At 64.9% G+C, this 16,346-nt stretch carries 14 protein-coding genes; 6 read left to right on the forward strand and 8 right to left on the reverse strand.

Translation table 11 applies throughout. The features are described 5' to 3' along the window. The 3 genes from DBY63_RS17745 to DBY63_RS17755 all read left to right on the forward strand — a co-directional run. Positions 1-305: aldehyde dehydrogenase family protein (locus DBY63_RS17745; RefSeq protein ID WP_146750264.1), on the forward strand; the 305-nt coding region annotated here is incomplete at its 5' end. A gap of 224 nt (positions 306-529) precedes the next feature. Beyond that, complete coding sequence (gene gabT / locus DBY63_RS17750; protein ID WP_027600147.1) at positions 530-1,810, forward strand: 4-aminobutyrate--2-oxoglutarate transaminase; 1,281 nt, start codon at positions 530-532, stop codon at positions 1,808-1,810. 113 nt (positions 1,811-1,923) lie between these two features. Further along, positions 1,924-3,120 carry an HDOD domain-containing protein gene (locus DBY63_RS17755; RefSeq protein ID WP_108582519.1) on the forward strand — a complete coding sequence of 399 codons (1,197 nt, stop codon included), beginning with the start codon at positions 1,924-1,926 and terminating at the stop codon, positions 3,118-3,120. Here the strand turns inward: DBY63_RS17755 and DBY63_RS17760 are convergent. The 6 genes from DBY63_RS17760 to oscA all read right to left on the reverse strand — a co-directional run bounded on the left by DBY63_RS17760 (position 3,117) and on the right by oscA (position 8,845). After that, positions 3,117-4,667: a methyl-accepting chemotaxis protein gene (locus DBY63_RS17760; protein WP_108582518.1), complete on the reverse strand. Its 1,551-nt coding sequence runs from the start codon at positions 4,665-4,667 to the stop codon at positions 3,117-3,119. The two genes, DBY63_RS17755 and DBY63_RS17760, sit on opposite strands and share 4 nt — an antisense overlap. A gap of 142 nt (positions 4,668-4,809) precedes the next feature. Further along, entirely contained in the window at positions 4,810-5,778 is a 969-nt protein-coding gene (locus DBY63_RS17765; RefSeq protein ID WP_027600150.1) for a sulfate ABC transporter ATP-binding protein, read from the reverse strand. Positions 5,779-5,784: 6 nt separating this feature from the next. After that, the gene (cysW, locus tag DBY63_RS17770; protein WP_027600151.1) at positions 5,785-6,651 is read right to left on the reverse strand and encodes a sulfate ABC transporter permease subunit CysW; all 867 of its coding nucleotides are present in this window, start codon (positions 6,649-6,651) and stop codon (positions 5,785-5,787) included. 10 nt (positions 6,652-6,661) lie between these two features. Continuing rightward, on the reverse strand, positions 6,662-7,474 hold the full coding sequence (gene cysT, locus DBY63_RS17775; RefSeq protein WP_027600152.1) for a sulfate ABC transporter permease subunit CysT: 813 nt from the start codon (positions 7,472-7,474) through the stop codon (positions 6,662-6,664). A 106-nt stretch (positions 7,475-7,580) separates the two neighbouring features. After that, entirely contained in the window at positions 7,581-8,582 is a 1,002-nt protein-coding gene (locus DBY63_RS17780; protein WP_108582517.1) for a sulfate ABC transporter substrate-binding protein, read from the reverse strand. 77 nt (positions 8,583-8,659) lie between these two features. Then, entirely contained in the window at positions 8,660-8,845 is a 186-nt protein-coding gene (gene oscA / locus DBY63_RS17785) for a sulfur starvation response protein OscA (protein ID WP_027600154.1), read from the reverse strand. 250 nt (positions 8,846-9,095) lie between these two features. Here oscA and desA point away from each other — a divergent pair, with 250 nt between their 5' ends. The 3 genes from desA to DBY63_RS17800 all read left to right on the forward strand — a co-directional run bounded on the left by desA (position 9,096) and on the right by DBY63_RS17800 (position 13,530). Further along, the gene (gene desA / locus DBY63_RS17790) at positions 9,096-10,289 is read left to right on the forward strand and encodes a delta-9 fatty acid desaturase DesA (protein WP_027600155.1); all 1,194 of its coding nucleotides are present in this window, start codon (positions 9,096-9,098) and stop codon (positions 10,287-10,289) included. Between the two features lie 113 nt (positions 10,290-10,402). Then, positions 10,403-11,380, forward strand: coding sequence for a sensor domain-containing diguanylate cyclase (locus DBY63_RS17795; RefSeq protein WP_027600873.1), 978 nt, complete (start codon positions 10,403-10,405; stop codon positions 11,378-11,380). 776 nt (positions 11,381-12,156) lie between these two features. Next, positions 12,157-13,530: an OprD family porin gene (locus DBY63_RS17800; RefSeq protein WP_108582516.1), complete on the forward strand. Its 1,374-nt coding sequence runs from the start codon at positions 12,157-12,159 to the stop codon at positions 13,528-13,530. 60 nt (positions 13,531-13,590) lie between these two features. Here DBY63_RS17800 and aguA read toward each other — a convergent pair whose 3' ends face one another. Both aguA and DBY63_RS17810 read right to left on the reverse strand, forming a co-directional pair. Then, complete coding sequence (gene aguA, locus DBY63_RS17805; RefSeq protein WP_108582515.1) at positions 13,591-14,688, reverse strand: agmatine deiminase; 1,098 nt, start codon at positions 14,686-14,688, stop codon at positions 13,591-13,593. A 142-nt stretch (positions 14,689-14,830) separates the two neighbouring features. Then, positions 14,831-16,207: a glutamine synthetase family protein gene (locus DBY63_RS17810; RefSeq protein ID WP_007160769.1), complete on the reverse strand. Its 1,377-nt coding sequence runs from the start codon at positions 16,205-16,207 to the stop codon at positions 14,831-14,833. Positions 16,208-16,346 lie beyond the last annotated feature (139 nt).

Genomic DNA, 16,346 nt, shown 5'->3' on the forward strand with positions numbered 1-16,346 from the left:
TGTCCAAGGAAGAGACCTTCGGCCCGCTGGCGCCGCTGTTCCGCTTCAAGGACGAGGCCGAGGTCATCGAACTGGCCAACGACACCGAATTCGGTCTGGCCTCCTACTTCTATGCCCGCGACCTGTCCCGCGTGTTCCGCGTGGCCGAGGCGCTGGAGTACGGCATGGTCGGCATCAACACCGGCCTGATCTCCAACGAGGTCGCCCCCTTCGGCGGCGTCAAGGCCTCGGGCCTGGGCCGTGAAGGCTCCAAGTACGGCATCGAGGAATACCTGGAGATCAAGTACCTCTGCCTGGGCGTCTAATCGCCCTCGTTGGGCTTCGCTGCGCTCAACCCGACCTACCAGCACCCGTAGGTTGGGTTGAGACGGCTCTATCGTCGAAGCCCGACAGACCCTCAGCCTGACCCAAAGCTTTCCCCCGGCGCGGACGCCGGGCCGTTGGCAGTCGATCATCGTATGCTGCCCGGAATCCGGTCCGCGCCTTTCCCGTAGCCGGCCGCCACGATGAGCGGCCATCGAGGACTGCAATGAGCCACACCAATGATTCCCTGATGCACCGCCGCAGCGCCGCCGTCGCCCGTGGCGTCGGCCAGACCCACCCGATCTTCGTCGCCCGCGCGGAGAACGCCAAGGTCTGGGACGTCGAGGGCAACGAATTCCTGGACTTCGCCGGCGGCATCGCCGTGCTCAACACCGGCCACCTGCATCCGCGCGTGGTGGCGGCCGTGCAGGAGCAGCTGACCAAGGTCTCCCACACCTGCTTCCAGGTGCTGGCCTACGAGCCCTATGTCGAGGTCTGCGAAAAGCTCAACGAACTGGTGCCGGGCAACTTCCCGAAAAAGACCGCGCTGTTCAACTCCGGCTCCGAAGCCGTGGAGAACGCGGTCAAGATCGCCCGCGCCGCCACCCAGCGTGCCGGCGTCATCGCCTTCTCCAGCGCCTACCACGGTCGCACCATGATGACCCTGTCGCTGACCGGCAAGGTCGCGCCCTATTCGGCCGGCATGGGCCTGATGCCCGGCGGCGTCTATCGCGCGCTCTACCCCTGCGAACTGCATGGCATCAGCGTCGATGACGCCATCGCCAGCGTCGAGCGCATCTTCAAGAACGATGCCGCCCCCGGCGACATCGCCGCCATCATCCTCGAGCCGGTGCAGGGCGAGGGCGGCTTCTATGCCGCGCCCAAGGAATTCATGCAGCGCCTGCGCACCCTGTGCGACACCCACGGCATCCTGCTGATCGCCGATGAAGTCCAGTCCGGCGCCGGCCGGACCGGCACCTTCTTCGCCATGGAGCAGATGGGCGTCGACGCCGACCTGGTGACCTTCGCCAAGTCCATCGCCGGCGGCTTCCCGCTGTCGGGCGTGACCGGTCGCGCCACGGTGATGGATGCCGTCACCCCCGGTGGCCTGGGTGGCACCTACGCCGGCAGCCCCATCGCCTGCGCCGCGGCCCTGGCGGTGATCGAGACCTTCAAGGAAGAGAACCTGCTGGACCGCTCCAAGGCCGTGGGCGAACGCCTCACCGCCGGTCTGCGCGAACTGGCCGCCCAGCACGCGCAGATCTGCGACGTCCGTGGCCTGGGCGCCATGATCGCCATGGAGCTGGGCAAGGGCGGCGACATCGAGCAGCCCGATGCCGAGCTGACCAGTCAGATCGTGGTCCGGGCGCGTCAGAAGGGCCTGATCCTGCTCAGCTGCGGCAGCTACGGCAATGTGCTGCGCATCCTGGTGCCCCTGACCGCCAGCGACGAAGAGCTGGATCGCGGCTTGGCCATTATCGGCGAGTGTTTTGCCGAATTGGCCTGAGTCCTGCCTAAACCGCCCTCCTGGAGGGCGGTTTTTTTGTGACACGCTTGGCACAAACCTCGCTTTGCCGCATCATCCGCCGCTTCGCTTTCCTCAAGCAGGAGTGGGTTGGGATGCCGCCCCTGATACTCATCGTAGACGCCAATCCCTGGACCCGTGACCTGCTCAAGTCGCTGGTGCTGGCCGTGCGTGCCGATGCCCTGGTGCATGAATACGGCCATGGCTATCAGGCCCTCGCCGAACTGGATCAGCGCAAGAGATGCGCCCTGATCATCGTCGAGCGACCGGCCGATTGCGACGGCCTCGACCTGTTGCGGCGCATTCGCCAGCGCGGCGCCCAGCCGCTGCAGCCGGTGATCCTGCTGTCCGACCATTCCGATGCCGCCTATGTGCGCGCCGCCCTGCGCCTGGCACCAACGGCCTATCTGGTCAAACCCTATGCGGCGGAAGAGGTGTTGCGCCGCCTGCACAGTCTGTTGCCGCCGGCCGGAGACGCCTCTCAGGCAGCCAGTGCCGCGGCCCTGGGCTCCCTGGACGATCATCTGCAGCGCATGGCCGCCGAAATCGACGCCGTGCCGCTGTTCGCCGACCTGCCCGCCATCATCCAGCGCTGCCGCGAGAGCGAGAACTGCAGCCTGGGCGAACTGGAAACCGAATTCGGCCAGGATCCGCTGGTCACGGCGACCCTGATCGCCGCGGCCAACAGTGCCTCCCAGCGCGTCGGCCAGTCCTGCCAGACACTCAGCCAGGCCCTGCCGCGGCTGGGCGTCGGCTTCACCCTCAATCTGGTCCTGGGCCTGAGCCTGCGGCGGGCAACCCGCCTGGCCGAGCCGCTGTTGGCCGGACGCGCCGAGGGCTATCTGCACCTCGCCCAGCGCGCCGCCGATTGCGCCCGGCTGCTGGCGCTGCGCTATGTGCGCGAAGATGCCGAACGCTGCTATACCGCCGGCCTGCTGCACCGCCTGGGTGAGCTGGCCGTGCTGCAGGGCGTGCAGCGCTGGTGCGACGGCGGTGGGGCCATCGACGAAGCCGCGCTGGAACGCGCGCTGCTGAGCTACAGCCTGGAATTCTCCGCGGAACTGCAGCGGCACTGGCGACTGCCCCTGGAGTTGCGCGAACTGGTGGCCGCGGTGCACAGCCTGCACGGCGTGTTGCCCAAGCCGTCGCTGATCCTGCATCTGGCGGCGCAGGCGGCGGATCCCGCCCCGGGCGAGTCCCTCGAAGCCCTGCTGGAGCACAAGGCCGGGCGCATGTTGGGGCTGGAGGCGGCGGTCTGGCAGCTGGCCGTCACCCAGCTCAAGCTAGGCTAGCGCGCCGTATCGGGGCGATAGCCCAGCCGCAGTCCACCCCAGTGGCGGCCATTCACCAGGATCGGCACCGAAAGGTCGTGCATCACCTCGCCGGTGTCTCTCATGTAGGTCTGCAACAGCAGGCGGCGCTGATGGCTGCCGCAGCGCCTGCCGGTGCGGTCGCTGAACAGGCGCTTGCTGCGACTACGCGCGGTATCCACCGCCACGTCGTCGGTGGGCGCATGGGCGAAGGCGCGGTTGTGGGTGGGCACATAGCCTTCCGGGGTACAGGCGATGGCGAAGACTAGGCCGGGATGCTGATCCAGCAGCGGCTCCTGGATCGCCGGTAGCACGCCATCGGTATAGCTGTCGAAACGGGTGCGGTACTTGGCCGGCTGACTGCCGGGCACCGGCTGGTACTGGCGGTCGAAGAGGGCGTCCTGGGTGATGCGCCCGGCGGCCAGGTCTTCCTCGAAGCGCCGGCCGATGGCATCCGCGCCCTGGCGCGCCAGTTCGAAGATGCGCTGGTGATAGCTGTCCAGGCCGACCTCGGCCAGACGTTCGCTGCTGGCTTCGGCCATGTCCACCAGTTCGTCGGCGGCGCTGCTGAGCCGGCTGGTCTGGCGCTCGCTGTCGGCCAGATCGCTGTGCACCTGCTCCACCGCCTGGGCCAGGCTTTCCAGCTGGGCGAGATTGGCCGAGGTGCCCTGGGCGATGTCCGCGGCCTGGCGCTCGGCGGTCTGCGCCAGCTCGGCGATCTCCTGCAGGCCTTCGCCGGTACGTTCGACCTGGCGCACGCCGTCTTCCAGCGCCTGGGCCAGTTGCTGGATCTGCGCCACCACGGCGTCGGTCTGCTGGCTGATGTCGGCAACGATCAGCCCCACCTCGCCGGTCGCGCTGGAGGTCCGCGCCGCCAGGCCCCGGACCTCGTCGGCGACCACGGCGAAACCGCGCCCGTGCTCGCCGGCCCGGGCAGCCTCGATGGCGGCATTGAGCGCCAGCAGGTTGGTCTGGCTGGCGATGCCCTGGATGACCTCGGTGACCTGCTGGATCTTGTCGGTGCGGGCACTCAGGCCGGCGATCAGTTCGCGGCTCTGGCGGGCGTGCTCGCTTAGGGCACGGATAGCGGCGATCGCCGTACTCAGGGCGTCCTGACCGGCCTCGCTGCGCTGGTGCACCTGCTGCGCCACCACCAGGGCCTGGCGGGCGCTGGCGGCGCTGTCGTGCTCGGTCTGGGTGAGGGCTGAGGCGCTGCTGGAAATCTGCGCGGCCGTGCTGGCCTGGGACTGGACCCGAGCCGCCAGCTGCTGGGCGGCAAAGGCCACGCCGGCGATGGCCACGGCGTTGCGCGCCGTGCTGCGCGAGAGATCGCCGGTCAGTTCATCGAAAGACTGGGTGGAAGCGGGTGGTGCCTCGGGCTTGCGCAGCAGCAACCAGGGCCAGAGGGCGGCCATCAGGACCAGCCCCATGCCAGCAACGGTGGATAGCGCCAGCCCCTGCCAGAGCAGCAAGGCCGCCGCGAGGCTGGCCAGGTGAAGCGACAACACGACGGGCCAGCGCCTGGGCATGCGACCTCCTTGTAATTTTGCTCGATCGAGGACGAAGTGTGACGGCTGTCAGCTTCGTCGATCATGGAGCCGGCTTTCCGGAGGTTGCAACCGCTGTCTGGTCCCGGCGGCTACGACTTTCGTCTTAGCCGCCTGCGGCGGGTCAGGGCGTACGCGGCAGGAAATGCAGCGGCGCACCCCGTTGCAGCCCGGCCAGCACCGGGTGGTCCTTGACCAGTTCCACCTCGATCACCTCGCTCTGCTCCGGCACTCTCAGGGTGACCCGGGTGGTGGCGCCCAGCGGCCGGATGTCGCGCACTTCGGCGGCGTGGTAACCCGGTCGCGGCTCACGCTCCAGCTCCACCTCGTGCGGACGGAACAGCACTTCCTGCTCGCCCAAGGCCAAGCGGTTGGAGTCGCCGAGGAAGTGATAGACGAAGTCGCTCGCCGGCTGCTCGTAGACCTCGCCGGGCGAGCCGACCTGTTCGATCTGGCCCTTGTTCATCACCACGATGCGGTCGGCCACCTCCATGGCTTCTTCTTGGTCGTGGGTGACGAACACTGAGGTCAGGTGGATCTCCTCATGCAGCCGTGCCAGCCAGCGCCGCAGCTCCTTGCGCACCTTGGCATCCAGGGCGCCGAAGGGTTCGTCGAGCAGCAGGATCTTGGGCTCCACCGCCAGGGCTCGGGCCAGGGCGATGCGCTGGCGCTGACCGCCGGAGAGTTGCTCGGGATAGCGATCGGCCAGCCAGTCGAGCTGCACCATGTTCAGCAGTTCGTGCACCTTGCTGGCGATCTGCGCCTCGCTCGGCCGCTCGCGGCGCGGCTTCATGCGCAGGCCGAAGGCCACGTTGTCGAACACCGTCATGTGGCGGAACAGCGCGTAGTGCTGGAAGACGAAGCCGACGTTGCGATCGCGCACGTCACGCCCGGAGACGTCTTCGCCATGGAAGCCGATGTTGCCGGTGTCCGGCGCTTCCAGGCCGGCGATGATGCGCAGTAGGGTGGTCTTGCCGCAGCCCGAGGGGCCGAGCAGGGCGACCAACTCGCCACTCTCGATGTGCAGGTTGATGTCCTTGAGCGCCTGGAAGGCGCCAAACCTCTTGTTGATGCCCTGGATCTCGATACTCATGGCGCCTTATTCCTCGTCACGGTGCTGCAGTTGGCGGCTCAGGCGACTCTCGCTCCACTGCCGCAGCAGCAGGATCACCAGGGCCATCATCAGCAGCAGGATCGCCACGCTGAAGGCGGCGACGATGTTGTATTCGTTGTAGAGAATCTCGATGTGCAGCGGCAGGGTGTTGGTCAGGCCGCGGATATGGCCGGAGACCACCGACACCGCGCCGAACTCGCCCATGGCTCGGGCGGTACAGAGCACCACGCCATAGATCAACGCCCATTTCACATTGGGCAGGGTCACGTGCCAGAACAGCTGCCAGCCACTGGCGCCCAGCAGGCGCGCCGCCTCTTCTTCCTGGGTGCCCTGTTCCTGCATCAGCGGGATCAGTTCGCGGGCCACATAGGGAAAGGTGACGAAGATGGTCGCCAGCACGATGCCCGGCACGGCAAAGACGATCTGCACATCGACGCTCTGCAGATAGGGGCCCAGCAGCCCCTGGGCGCCGAACAGCAGCACATAGATGAGACCGGCGATCACCGGCGAGACCGAGAAGGGCAGGTCGATCAGGGTGATCAGCAGGCTCTTGCCGGTGAATTCGAACTTGGTGACGCACCAGGCCGCGGCCAGTCCGAAGGCCAGGTTGAGGGGCACCGAGATGGCGGTGGCGAACAGCGTCAGCTTGAGCGCAGAGATCGCATCCGGTTCGCTGATGGCGTCCCAGAAGGCACCGATGCCGTTGGCCAGGCCCTGGCTCAGCACCATGTACAGCGGCAGCACCAGGACCAGCAGGAAGATCAGCCAGGCGCTGGCGATCAGCGCGATGGCCACCGGGGTGCGCTGCTTGTTGGCGCGCGCATCGGCCTTGGTGGAAGTCATGAGGCTCATGCGGACGTCCTTAGATGTTGGGCTGGATGCGGCGCTGCAGGATGTTGATCAGCAGCAGCATGACAAAGGACACCAGCAGCATGAACACGCCGATGCCGGTGGCGCCGGTGTAGTCGTACTGGTCCAGCTTGGAGACGATGAGCAGCGGCAGGATCTCGGTCTTGAACGGGATGTTGCCGGCGATGAACACCACCGAACCGTACTCGCCCACGCCGCGGGCGAAGGCCAGGGCGAAGCCGGTCAGCCAGGCCGGCAGCAGGGTCGGCACCAGCACGTAGCGGAACACCTGCCAGGGGCGGGCGCCCAGGCAGGTGGCGGCTTCCTCGATCTCCTTGGGGATGTCCGCCAGCACCGGCTGCAGGGTGCGCACCACGAAGGGCAGGGTGACGAAGATCAGCGCCAGGGTGATGCCGATCGGGGTATAGGCGATCTTGAAGGGAAACAGCGAACCGATCAGGCCGTTGGGCGCATAGAGGGCCGTCAGGGCGATGCCGGCCACCGCGGTGGGCAGGGCGAAGGGCAGATCGACCATGGCATCGATCAGCTTGCGCCCGGGGAATTCGTAGCGCACCAGCACCCAGGCCAGCAGGGTGCCGAGGATGCCATTGACGAAGGCGGCGAGCAGGGCCGTGCCAAAGGACAGCTGCAAGGCGGCCAGCACCTGGCGCCCGGTGATCAGCGACCAGAACTGCCCGAGGGTCAGCTGGCTGGCATGGAGGAACATGGCGCCCAGCGGGATCAGCACGATCAGCGCGAGGTAGGTCAGGGAGAATCCCAGGGTCAACCCGAAGCCGGGTATGACCGGGGAGAGACGGCGAGACATGAGACGTCCTTCTGCAAGGCGCCCCGGCGATGCATTCGCCAGGGCGCAGAGGGGTGGAACGATACCTGTTCCGGGCCGGTCAGCGTGAGCCGTCCCGGCCAGGGCGCTATTTGTTGATGTCGGCGAAGATCTTGTCGAACACCCCGCCGTCGGCGAAGTACTTGGGCTGCGCCTCTTTCCAGCCGCCGAATTCCTGGTCGATGGTCACCAGCTTGACCGGCTTGAACTGATCCTTGAATTCCGCCGCCACCTTGGCATCGCGGGGACGATAGAAGTTCTGCGCGGCGATGCGCTGGCCCTCGAGGCTGTAGAGATACTGCAAATAGGCCTCGGCCTGCTTGCGGGTGCCCTTCTTGTCGACCACCTTGTCCACCACCGCCACCGGGGGCTCGGCCAGGATCGACAGCGACGGGGTGACGATCTCCAGCTGGTCGCCGCCTTCTTCCTTGAGCGACAGATAGGCTTCGTTCTCCCAGGCGATCAGCACGTCGCCCAGCTGACGCTGCACGAAGCTGATGGTGGCGCCGCGTGCGCCGGTATCCAGCACCGGGGCGTGGCGATAGAGCTCGGTGACGAACTTGAGCGCCTCGGCATCGCTGCCGTACTTGGCCTTGGCATAGGCCCAGGCGGCGAGGAAGTTCCAGCGGGCGCCGCCAGAGGTCTTGGGATTGGGAGTGATGACCTGGACGTCCTTCTTCACCAGGTCGTCCCAGTCCTTGATGCCCTTGGGATTGCCCTTGCGCACCAGGAAAACGATGGTCGAGGTGTAGGGGGTGCTGTTGTCCGCCAGACGCTTCTGCCAGTTGGGGTCGACCAGCTGCTGGCGCAGGTTGAGGGCATCGATATCGCCGGATAGCGCCAAGGTCACCACATCCGCCTGCAGGCCATCGATCACCGAGCGCGCCTGCTTGCCGGAGCCGCCATGGGAATTCTTGATGGTCACGTCTTCGCCGGTCTCGGCCTTCCAGTGCTTGGCGAAGGCGGCGTTGTACTGCTGGTAGAGCTCGCGGGTCGGATCGTAAGAGACGTTGAGCAATTCAACGGCGTGGACCTGGGTGGCGAACAGGGCACCGGCCAGCGCGGCCAGGGCGAAACGGCGAATCGACATGAAAAGGCTCCTTGACGTGAGAATGCCGGACACCGTCTGGCGGGCACCTTGCCCGCTCGTCCGCTGACCTCGAGAACTCAGTGCTTGTTGGTGTGGCCGCTCTGGGGCCGGAATTTTTCCTTGCGCTCGATCTGTACCACCTGCCCGTTGTGCACGGTGATCTCGATGGCGCCGAACCTGAGTCCGCGCAAAGCCTGCTGGATATCGCGGAGCAGTGCGGTTTCGTCCTGGTTTTCCAGGCTGCGGAACGGAACGGAGCTCATGGGATGGCGTCCTCGGAGGCAGAGATGGGCGAAGAGGTGGGCCATCTTAGGATGCCGATCTTTATTTCTTAAAATTGCTAATAATGCTTTGTTTATTCACTTTTAGAATTAGCAGTCTGTGAAGGACACGTTGTGTAGCAAAAGGGAGGGCTGGATTTATCGCCCGCCCCGGCAATAATGCGCGAACGCCTGTTCACTGAACTTTCCGTGACAGTTGCACTACACAACTCGCGCGAGGTCCTCTGCGTCCATGAGCTACAACGGCCTGCTCGACCTGTCGGTCTGGCAACTGGTGGTGGTCACCCTGCTGCTGACCCACCTGACCATTGTCAGTGTCACCGTCTACCTGCATCGCTACTCCGCCCACCGCTCGCTGGAGCTGCATCCCGCGCTCAAGCACGCCTTCCGCTTCTGGCTGTGGCTGACCACGGCAATGAACACCCGCGAGTGGACCGCCATCCACCGCAAGCACCACGCCAAGTGCGAAACCGAAGAGGACCCGCACAGTCCGGTGCACAAGGGCCTGGCCACCGTGGTCCGCCGCGGCGCCGAGCTGTACAAGGCCGAGGCCAACAATGCCGATACCCTGCGCATCTATGGCAAGAACTGTCCGGACGACTGGATCGAGCGCAAGCTCTATTCCAATCCGCGCACCCGCAATATGGGCGTGGTGCTGATGCTGCTGATCGACATCGCCCTGTTCGGCGCCCTGGGTCTCACCGTCTGGGCCGTGCAGATGGTCTGGATTCCCTTCTGGGCCGCGGGTGTGGTCAATGGCCTCGGCCATGCCGTGGGCTATCGCAACTTCGAGTGCCGCGACGCCGCCACCAACCTCATCCCCTGGGGCATCGTCATCGGTGGCGAAGAGCTGCACAACAATCACCACACCTATCCCAACTCGGCCAAGCTGTCGGTCAAGCGTTGGGAATTCGACATGGGCTGGGCCTGGATCAAGCTGTTCACCTGGCTGCGCCTGGCCAAGGTCAATCGCGTCGCCCCCATCGCCCATCGCATCGAAGGCAAGGGGCAGCTGGACATGGACACCGCCATGGCCATCCTCAACAACCGCTTCCAGATCATGGCCCAGTATCGCAAGCAGGTGATCGGCCCGCTGCTGCGGCAGGAGCGGGTCAGCGCCACGCCCTCCCAGCGTCCGCTGTTCCGCCGTGCCAGGGGGCTGCTGGCCCGCGAGACCAGCCTGCTCAAGGCCCGCCATCAGGTGCGCATCGACGAGCTGCTCGAACACAGCCAGGCGCTGAAGCTGATCTACGAAAAGCGCCTGGCGCTGCAGCAGATCTGGGCCCGGACGAGTGCCAATGGCCATGACATGCTGGCCGCGACCCGTCAGTGGATCGGCGAGGCCGAAGCCAGTGGTATCCAGTCCCTGCGCGAATTCGCCGAACAGCTGAAAACCTATTCCCTGCGGCCGGCCGGAACCGCCTGAGAAAGGCTTCACAAAAGCCCACCGAAGCCGTGGGCTGCCCTATGCGGGGATTGAACCAGGCTGGTTTCAGCTGTCTCTAACTCCCTCAGGACCCCGCGTAGGCGCATTTGTATATGGATGAACAACCCCCACTGTCTGCTCTTCCCACCCCGGAAGAGAATCTTCTGGCTCTCCTGCACTCGCGGGCCGAGGCAGATCGCCTGCGTGATCGTGAGCAGCTCTTCAGCGCCCTGCTGGAAAGCGTCAATGCCGTACTTTGGGCGCTGGACTGGCGCAACCGCCAGATCATCTATGTCAGCCCCGCCTACGAGCAGATCTTCGGTCGTTCCCAGTCGCTGGTCCTGAGCGACTACAGCACCTGGCTCAACAACATCTATCCCGACGACCTGGAATACGCTCAGCGCACCCTGGAACAGGTGATCGAGCAGGGTGCCGTGGAGTCGCGCGAGTACCGCATCATCCGCGCCGACGGCGAGATCCGCTGGCTCAGCGACAAGTGCTTTGTCAGCCAGCGCAGCGAAGCCGGCATGCCCCTGCTGGTGGTGGGCATCGCCGAAGACATCACCGACAAGAAACGCATGGAGGAAGAGCTGCAGCGGCTCGCCACCACCGATGTGCTGACGCGCAGCAGCAACCGCAGGCATTTCTTCGAAAGCGCCCAGCGCGCCTTCGAATTCGCCCAGAACGAAGGCGAGCCCCTGGCCTTCCTGCTGCTCGACATCGACGACTTCAAGAAGATCAACGACCGCTTCGGTCACCAGATGGGTGATCAAGTGTTACAGCGTGTTGCCGAATGCGGTGCCCAGACCACGCGCCGGGGCGATCTGTTCGGCCGTATCGGGGGCGAGGAATTCGCCCTGCTACTGCCGGGTTGCGACAGCGACCTGGCACTGCAGATCGGCGGACGCCTGCAACGGGCCGTGCGGCAACTGGCGGTGCCCACTGCCGAGGGGCCGCTGAAGGTCACCATCAGTCAGGGCGTCACCGTCCTGCGCGAGGGCGACGAGTCCCTCGACACCCTTTATGTCCGGGCTGACGAAGCCATGTACCGGGCCAAGCGCCAGGGCAAGGATCAGATCGTCCAGGGCTGAGGTCCCTTTGCCAGGCGGCCCGGCGATATCCCGGATGGCCTGGCCGCCGATTCAGCCGGCTGCGCGCGTCGCGTCTCCGCTGTCCTACCAGCCGGGCGGCTGCCCGGCCTCTCCAAAGTTCACGCGATCGTCTCCCTTCATTCGCCGATCTTTCGCTTCAGCGTGCCGCCATCGCCTGGCCTGCAGGCTGAAAAGCGTCACCGCGCCGATTGGAAAGACTTTTGTTGCAAAGCAGGTGGCGCCCAGTCAGCAACGAAAGCGCTCGACTGCTGCGGAAATCGGCTGGCAGCTCAGTCGCAAAAAATTACAAGTCCTTGAAGAAGAACGGAAATTCATTTGAATTCAGGACTCGCGGGGCAAAAGTAGCTAGCTGGAAGGTTGCCGAATATCCCTCGAAACGCCCGCTCTAGAGCGTCACGGCGCTGGGTTGGGAAGGCTGGTTTCCCAGCAAAAGGCAAACCTTTCCCAGGGGGTGGGCAGCGCAGGTTCCCTCGAGTCATGACCGAACAGTCAGAGCGGAAGACCACAGGGCGGGTTTTCACCCAGGTATCGCTAGACGAAATGCTTTTTTGCAATTAGCTTTCGCAACGTGGAAGACGGTGGCAGGGACCCTGTGCTGGAGGTCGCAACTTAAAAGTCGACCAGGCCCGGGATAATTCTCCAAATTGAAACAAAAGCCCTCTAGCTTTCCCTTCCGCACGGCCCGTCGGGCATACCACCAGCAGGCGCTGACACCTCTGGTGGCCGCATAACAACGATTCACCCCTGGAGCACACATGGTCAAGAAGCCACTGGTGGTCGCGGTCTCCGCGGCCTGTCTGAACCTGTCCGTCATTGCCGCTGCCAACGCTGCCGGCTTCATCGAGGACAGCAAAGCAACCCTCAGCCTGCGCAACTTCTACTACAACAGCGACAACCGTAACGAGGCTTCCTACGCTGCACGGAACCCCTCCAAGGTTGAAGAGTGGGGTCAGGGCTTCCTGCTGAACTATCAGTCGGGCTTCACCCAGGGCACCGTCGGTTTCGGCGTTGACGCCATCGGCATGCTGGGCCTGCGCCTGGATGGCAGCGGCCATGCCGGTCGTGCCACCAACTCCAACCAGCCGGGTACCATGTTCCCGCGTGAGACCGACAACAGCTCCGTTGACGAATTCTCCAGCGTTGGCGCTACCGCCAAGATGAAGATCTCCGAGACCGAACTGCGCTACGGCACCCTGATGCCCAAGCTGCCGGTCGTGGTCTTCAACGACGGTCGTTTGCTCCCGCAGACCTACCAGGGCACCCAGATCACGTCCAAGGACATCAAGGATGTGACCCTGACCGCCGGCCAGCTCGAGCGCGCCAAGAACCGTAACTCCACCGACGAAGACGATCTGTCCATCGCCGGTTCCAACGGTGCCCAGTCCGCCGCCCTGCGTCGCAACAGCGACCATTTCCGCTTCGTCGGCGCCGACTACAAGGTCACCAAAGACCTGACCCTGCAGTACTACTTCGGTCAGCTGGAAGACTTCTACAACCAGCATTTCCTGGGTCTGACCCACGCGGTCAAGCTGGGCGACGGCACCTTCAAGACCGACCTGCGCTACTTCAACAGCAAGGGCGACGGCAACAACAAGGACGCCGACACCCAGGCTGCCCTGTACGGCGCCAGCGGCTACTACGGCGGCACCCGTACCCGTGGCGAAGTGGACAACCGTCTCTACAGCGGCCTGTTCACCTACTCCATCTATGGTCACACCCTGGGCCTGGGCTACCAGAGCACCAGCGGCGACAGCAACTTCCCGTATCTGAACGAGAACGGTGGTGCTTCGACCTATACCATCACCGATATCCAGATCAACAACTTCACCCGTTCCGGCGAAGACACCTGGCAGGCTCGCTACTCCTATGACTTCGGTCAGCTGGGTGTCAAAGGCCTGACCGCTGGCGTCATCTATCAGCGCGGCGATAACATCCGCACCTCCGCTGGTAGCGACTTCATGGAATGGGAACGCGACCTGACCGTCAGCTACGTCATCCCGGAAGGCCAGCTGAAAGGTCTGGGCTTCACCTGGCGTAACGCCATGCTGCGTACCGACCTGCCGGCCGCTACCCAGCGTGATCAGGACGAAAACCGTCTGATCGTCAGCTACACCCTGCCGCTGCTCTAAGCCGCGCTCAGGTCAAGAAAAAGCCCGTCGCGAGACGGGCTTTTTCGTTTCCGCCGGAAATCAGCGACCGGTCGGCTGCTGCTGGGTGATGCAGTGGATGTTGCCACCGCCGAGCAGGATCTCGCGGCCGGGAACCTGCACCACCTCGTGCTCCGGGAAGCAGGCCTGCAGGGTGCGAAGGGCCTCGGCATCCTCGGGGACGCCAAAGGTCGGGGCGATGATGCCGCCGTTGACGATCAGGAAGTTGACGTAGGACGCGGCCAGCCGCTCGCCGGCCCGGCGTGGCTGAGTGCCAAGGCAGGCATCCACCTCACGGCATTCCTCATCGCTGGCGAACAGCGGGCCCGGAGTAACGATCCGATGCACCTTGAAGGTGCGGCCGCGGGCATCGGTTTCGCGTTCCAGCACGGCCAGGGCCTCGCGGCAGCGGCTGTAGTTGGGATCGGCCTGGTCGTCGCACCAGCTCAGCAGCACCTCGCCCGGGCGCACGTAGCAGCAGAAGTTGTCCACGTGGCCGTTGGTCTCGTCGTTGTAGAGACCGTGGGGCAGCCAGATGACCTTGTCCACCGCCAGGTAGTCGCTCAGGTAGCGCTCGATCGTCTCGCGATCCAGGTGCGGATTGCGATTGGCGTTGAGCAGGCATTCCTCGGTGGTGATCAGGGTGCCTTCGCCATCGACATGGATGGAGCCGCCTTCGAGGACGAAGTCCGGGGTGCGGTAGCCGGGCAGGTTCTCGATCGCCAGGATCTTGCCCGCCACCTGGTCATCGCGCTGCCAGGGGAAATAGAGGCCGCCATCCAGGCCACCCCAGGCGTTGAAGCTCCAGTCCACACCGCGCACGCCGCCCTGGCCATCGCTGACGAAGGTCGGGCCGGTGTCACGACACCAGGCGTCGTCATTGCTGATTTCCACCACGCGGATATGCGGATGCTGCAGGCGGGCTCGGGCATTCTCGTATTGCTGCGCCGAAGCGCCGACGGTGACCGGCTCGAAATGGGCGATGGCCTGGGCGACGGCAGTGAAGGCGCCCTGGGCGGGTTTGCCGCCCAGGCGCCAGTTGTCCGGGCGCTCGGGCCAGACCATCCAGATCTGGCGCTGGTCGGCCCATTCGGCCGGCATGTGGAAGCCGTCGGCACGCGGCGTGGTGAGGGTGGTCATGGCGAGGCTCTCCGTCCAGAGTCGTCGTGGGCTGATAAGGGAAAGGATCGAAAGGGCGCCGTGGGCGTGAACACGCGCAGGGCGCCAGCATTACCGCCGGACAGCCTGCCGACCGGTGCGGGACCGGTCGGCAGGCTGGCGCTTATACGGTGTGCAGGTACCAGTTGTACTCGAGGTCGGAGATGGAGTGCTCGAACTCCTCCAGCTCGTGTTCCTTGCAGGCGACGAAGATGTCGATGTACTTCGGATCGATGTACTCCGCCATCACCGAGCTGTCGTCCAGGTAACGCAAGGCATCGCGCAGGTTGTTCGGCAGGCTCTGCTCGTGCTGCTCGTAGGAGTTGCCCTCGGTGACCGGACCGGGCTCGATCTGCCGGGTCAGGCCATGGTGCACGCCGGCCAGGACGCCGGCCAGCAGCAGGTAGGGATTGGCGTCGGCGCCGGCCACCCGATGCTCGATGCGGTGCGCCTCGGGCGTGCCGGTGGGGACGCGCAGGGCGGTGGTGCGGTTGTCCAGGCCCCAGCTCGGCGCATTGGGCACGAAGAACTGCGAGCCGAAGCGGCGATAGCTGTTCACGTTGGGGCAGAGAAAGGCCATGCAGGCGGGTAGGGTCTCGAGCACACCGCCGATGGCATGACGCAATGCGGCGTTCTGCTCGGGATCCTCGCCGGCAAAGATGTTGCGGCCTTCCTTGTCCAGCAGGGAGATATGCACGTGCAGGCCGTTGCCCGCCTGGCCCGGGTAGGGCTTGGCCATGAAGGTGGTGTCCATCTCATGGTCATAGGCGACGTTCTTGATCAGGCGCTTGAGCAGCACGGCGTAGTCGCAGGCCTTGATCGGATCGGCGACGTGGTTGAGGTTGACCTCGAATTGCGCCGGAGCCGATTCGGCGACGATGGCGTCGGCCGGAATGCCCTGGGCGCGGGCGCCGTCGATGATGTCCTGCAGGCAGTCCGCGTATTCGTCCAGATCGTCCATGGAGTAGACCTGGACCGACTGGGGGCGCTTGCCGGAAATGGGCGAACGTGGCGGTTGCGGGCGGCCGTTGATGTTCTCCTGATCGATCAGATAGAACTCCAGCTCGAAGGCGGCGCAGACCGTGAGGCCGAGCTCGTCGAAACGCTGGACGACCTGGCGCAGGACTTCGCGGGGGTCGGCGAAGAAGGGCTCGCCTTCCATCTCGTGCATGGTCATCAGCAGCTGCGCGGTGGGGCGCTTCTGCCAGGGCTCCATGGAGAGGGTGTCGGTGATGGGGAAGCAGACGCGGTCGGCGTCGCCGATGTCGAGGCCGAGACCGGTGCTTTCGACGGTGGAGCCGGTGATGTCGAGGGCGAAGAGCGAAGCGGGGAGGTTGATTCCTTTCTCGAAGACTTTGGGCAGATTGTTGCGCTCGATGCGTTTGCCACGCACCACGCCATTCATATCCGCAATCAGAAGATCGACGAACTGGACCTCAGGGTGTTCCCTGAGGAAGTCGGTCGCTTCATCCAAACGAACGGCACGCGGGGGTACCGACATGATGAAACACCTTTGCTTTTGGCTGCGCTCGACAAAACGGTTAGCGCCTGATGCGCCTGTTTGCCCAGTGGGCCAACCGCAGTGAGGGCACGAGTGCCCGCTGTCGATCCGACAGCGACCTGAGAGTACGGTCTCGCCT

The sequence above is a fragment of the Pseudomonas sp. RIT411 genome (assembly GCF_003057735.2).
Classification (GTDB): domain Bacteria; phylum Pseudomonadota; class Gammaproteobacteria; order Pseudomonadales; family Pseudomonadaceae; genus Chryseomonas; species Chryseomonas oryzihabitans.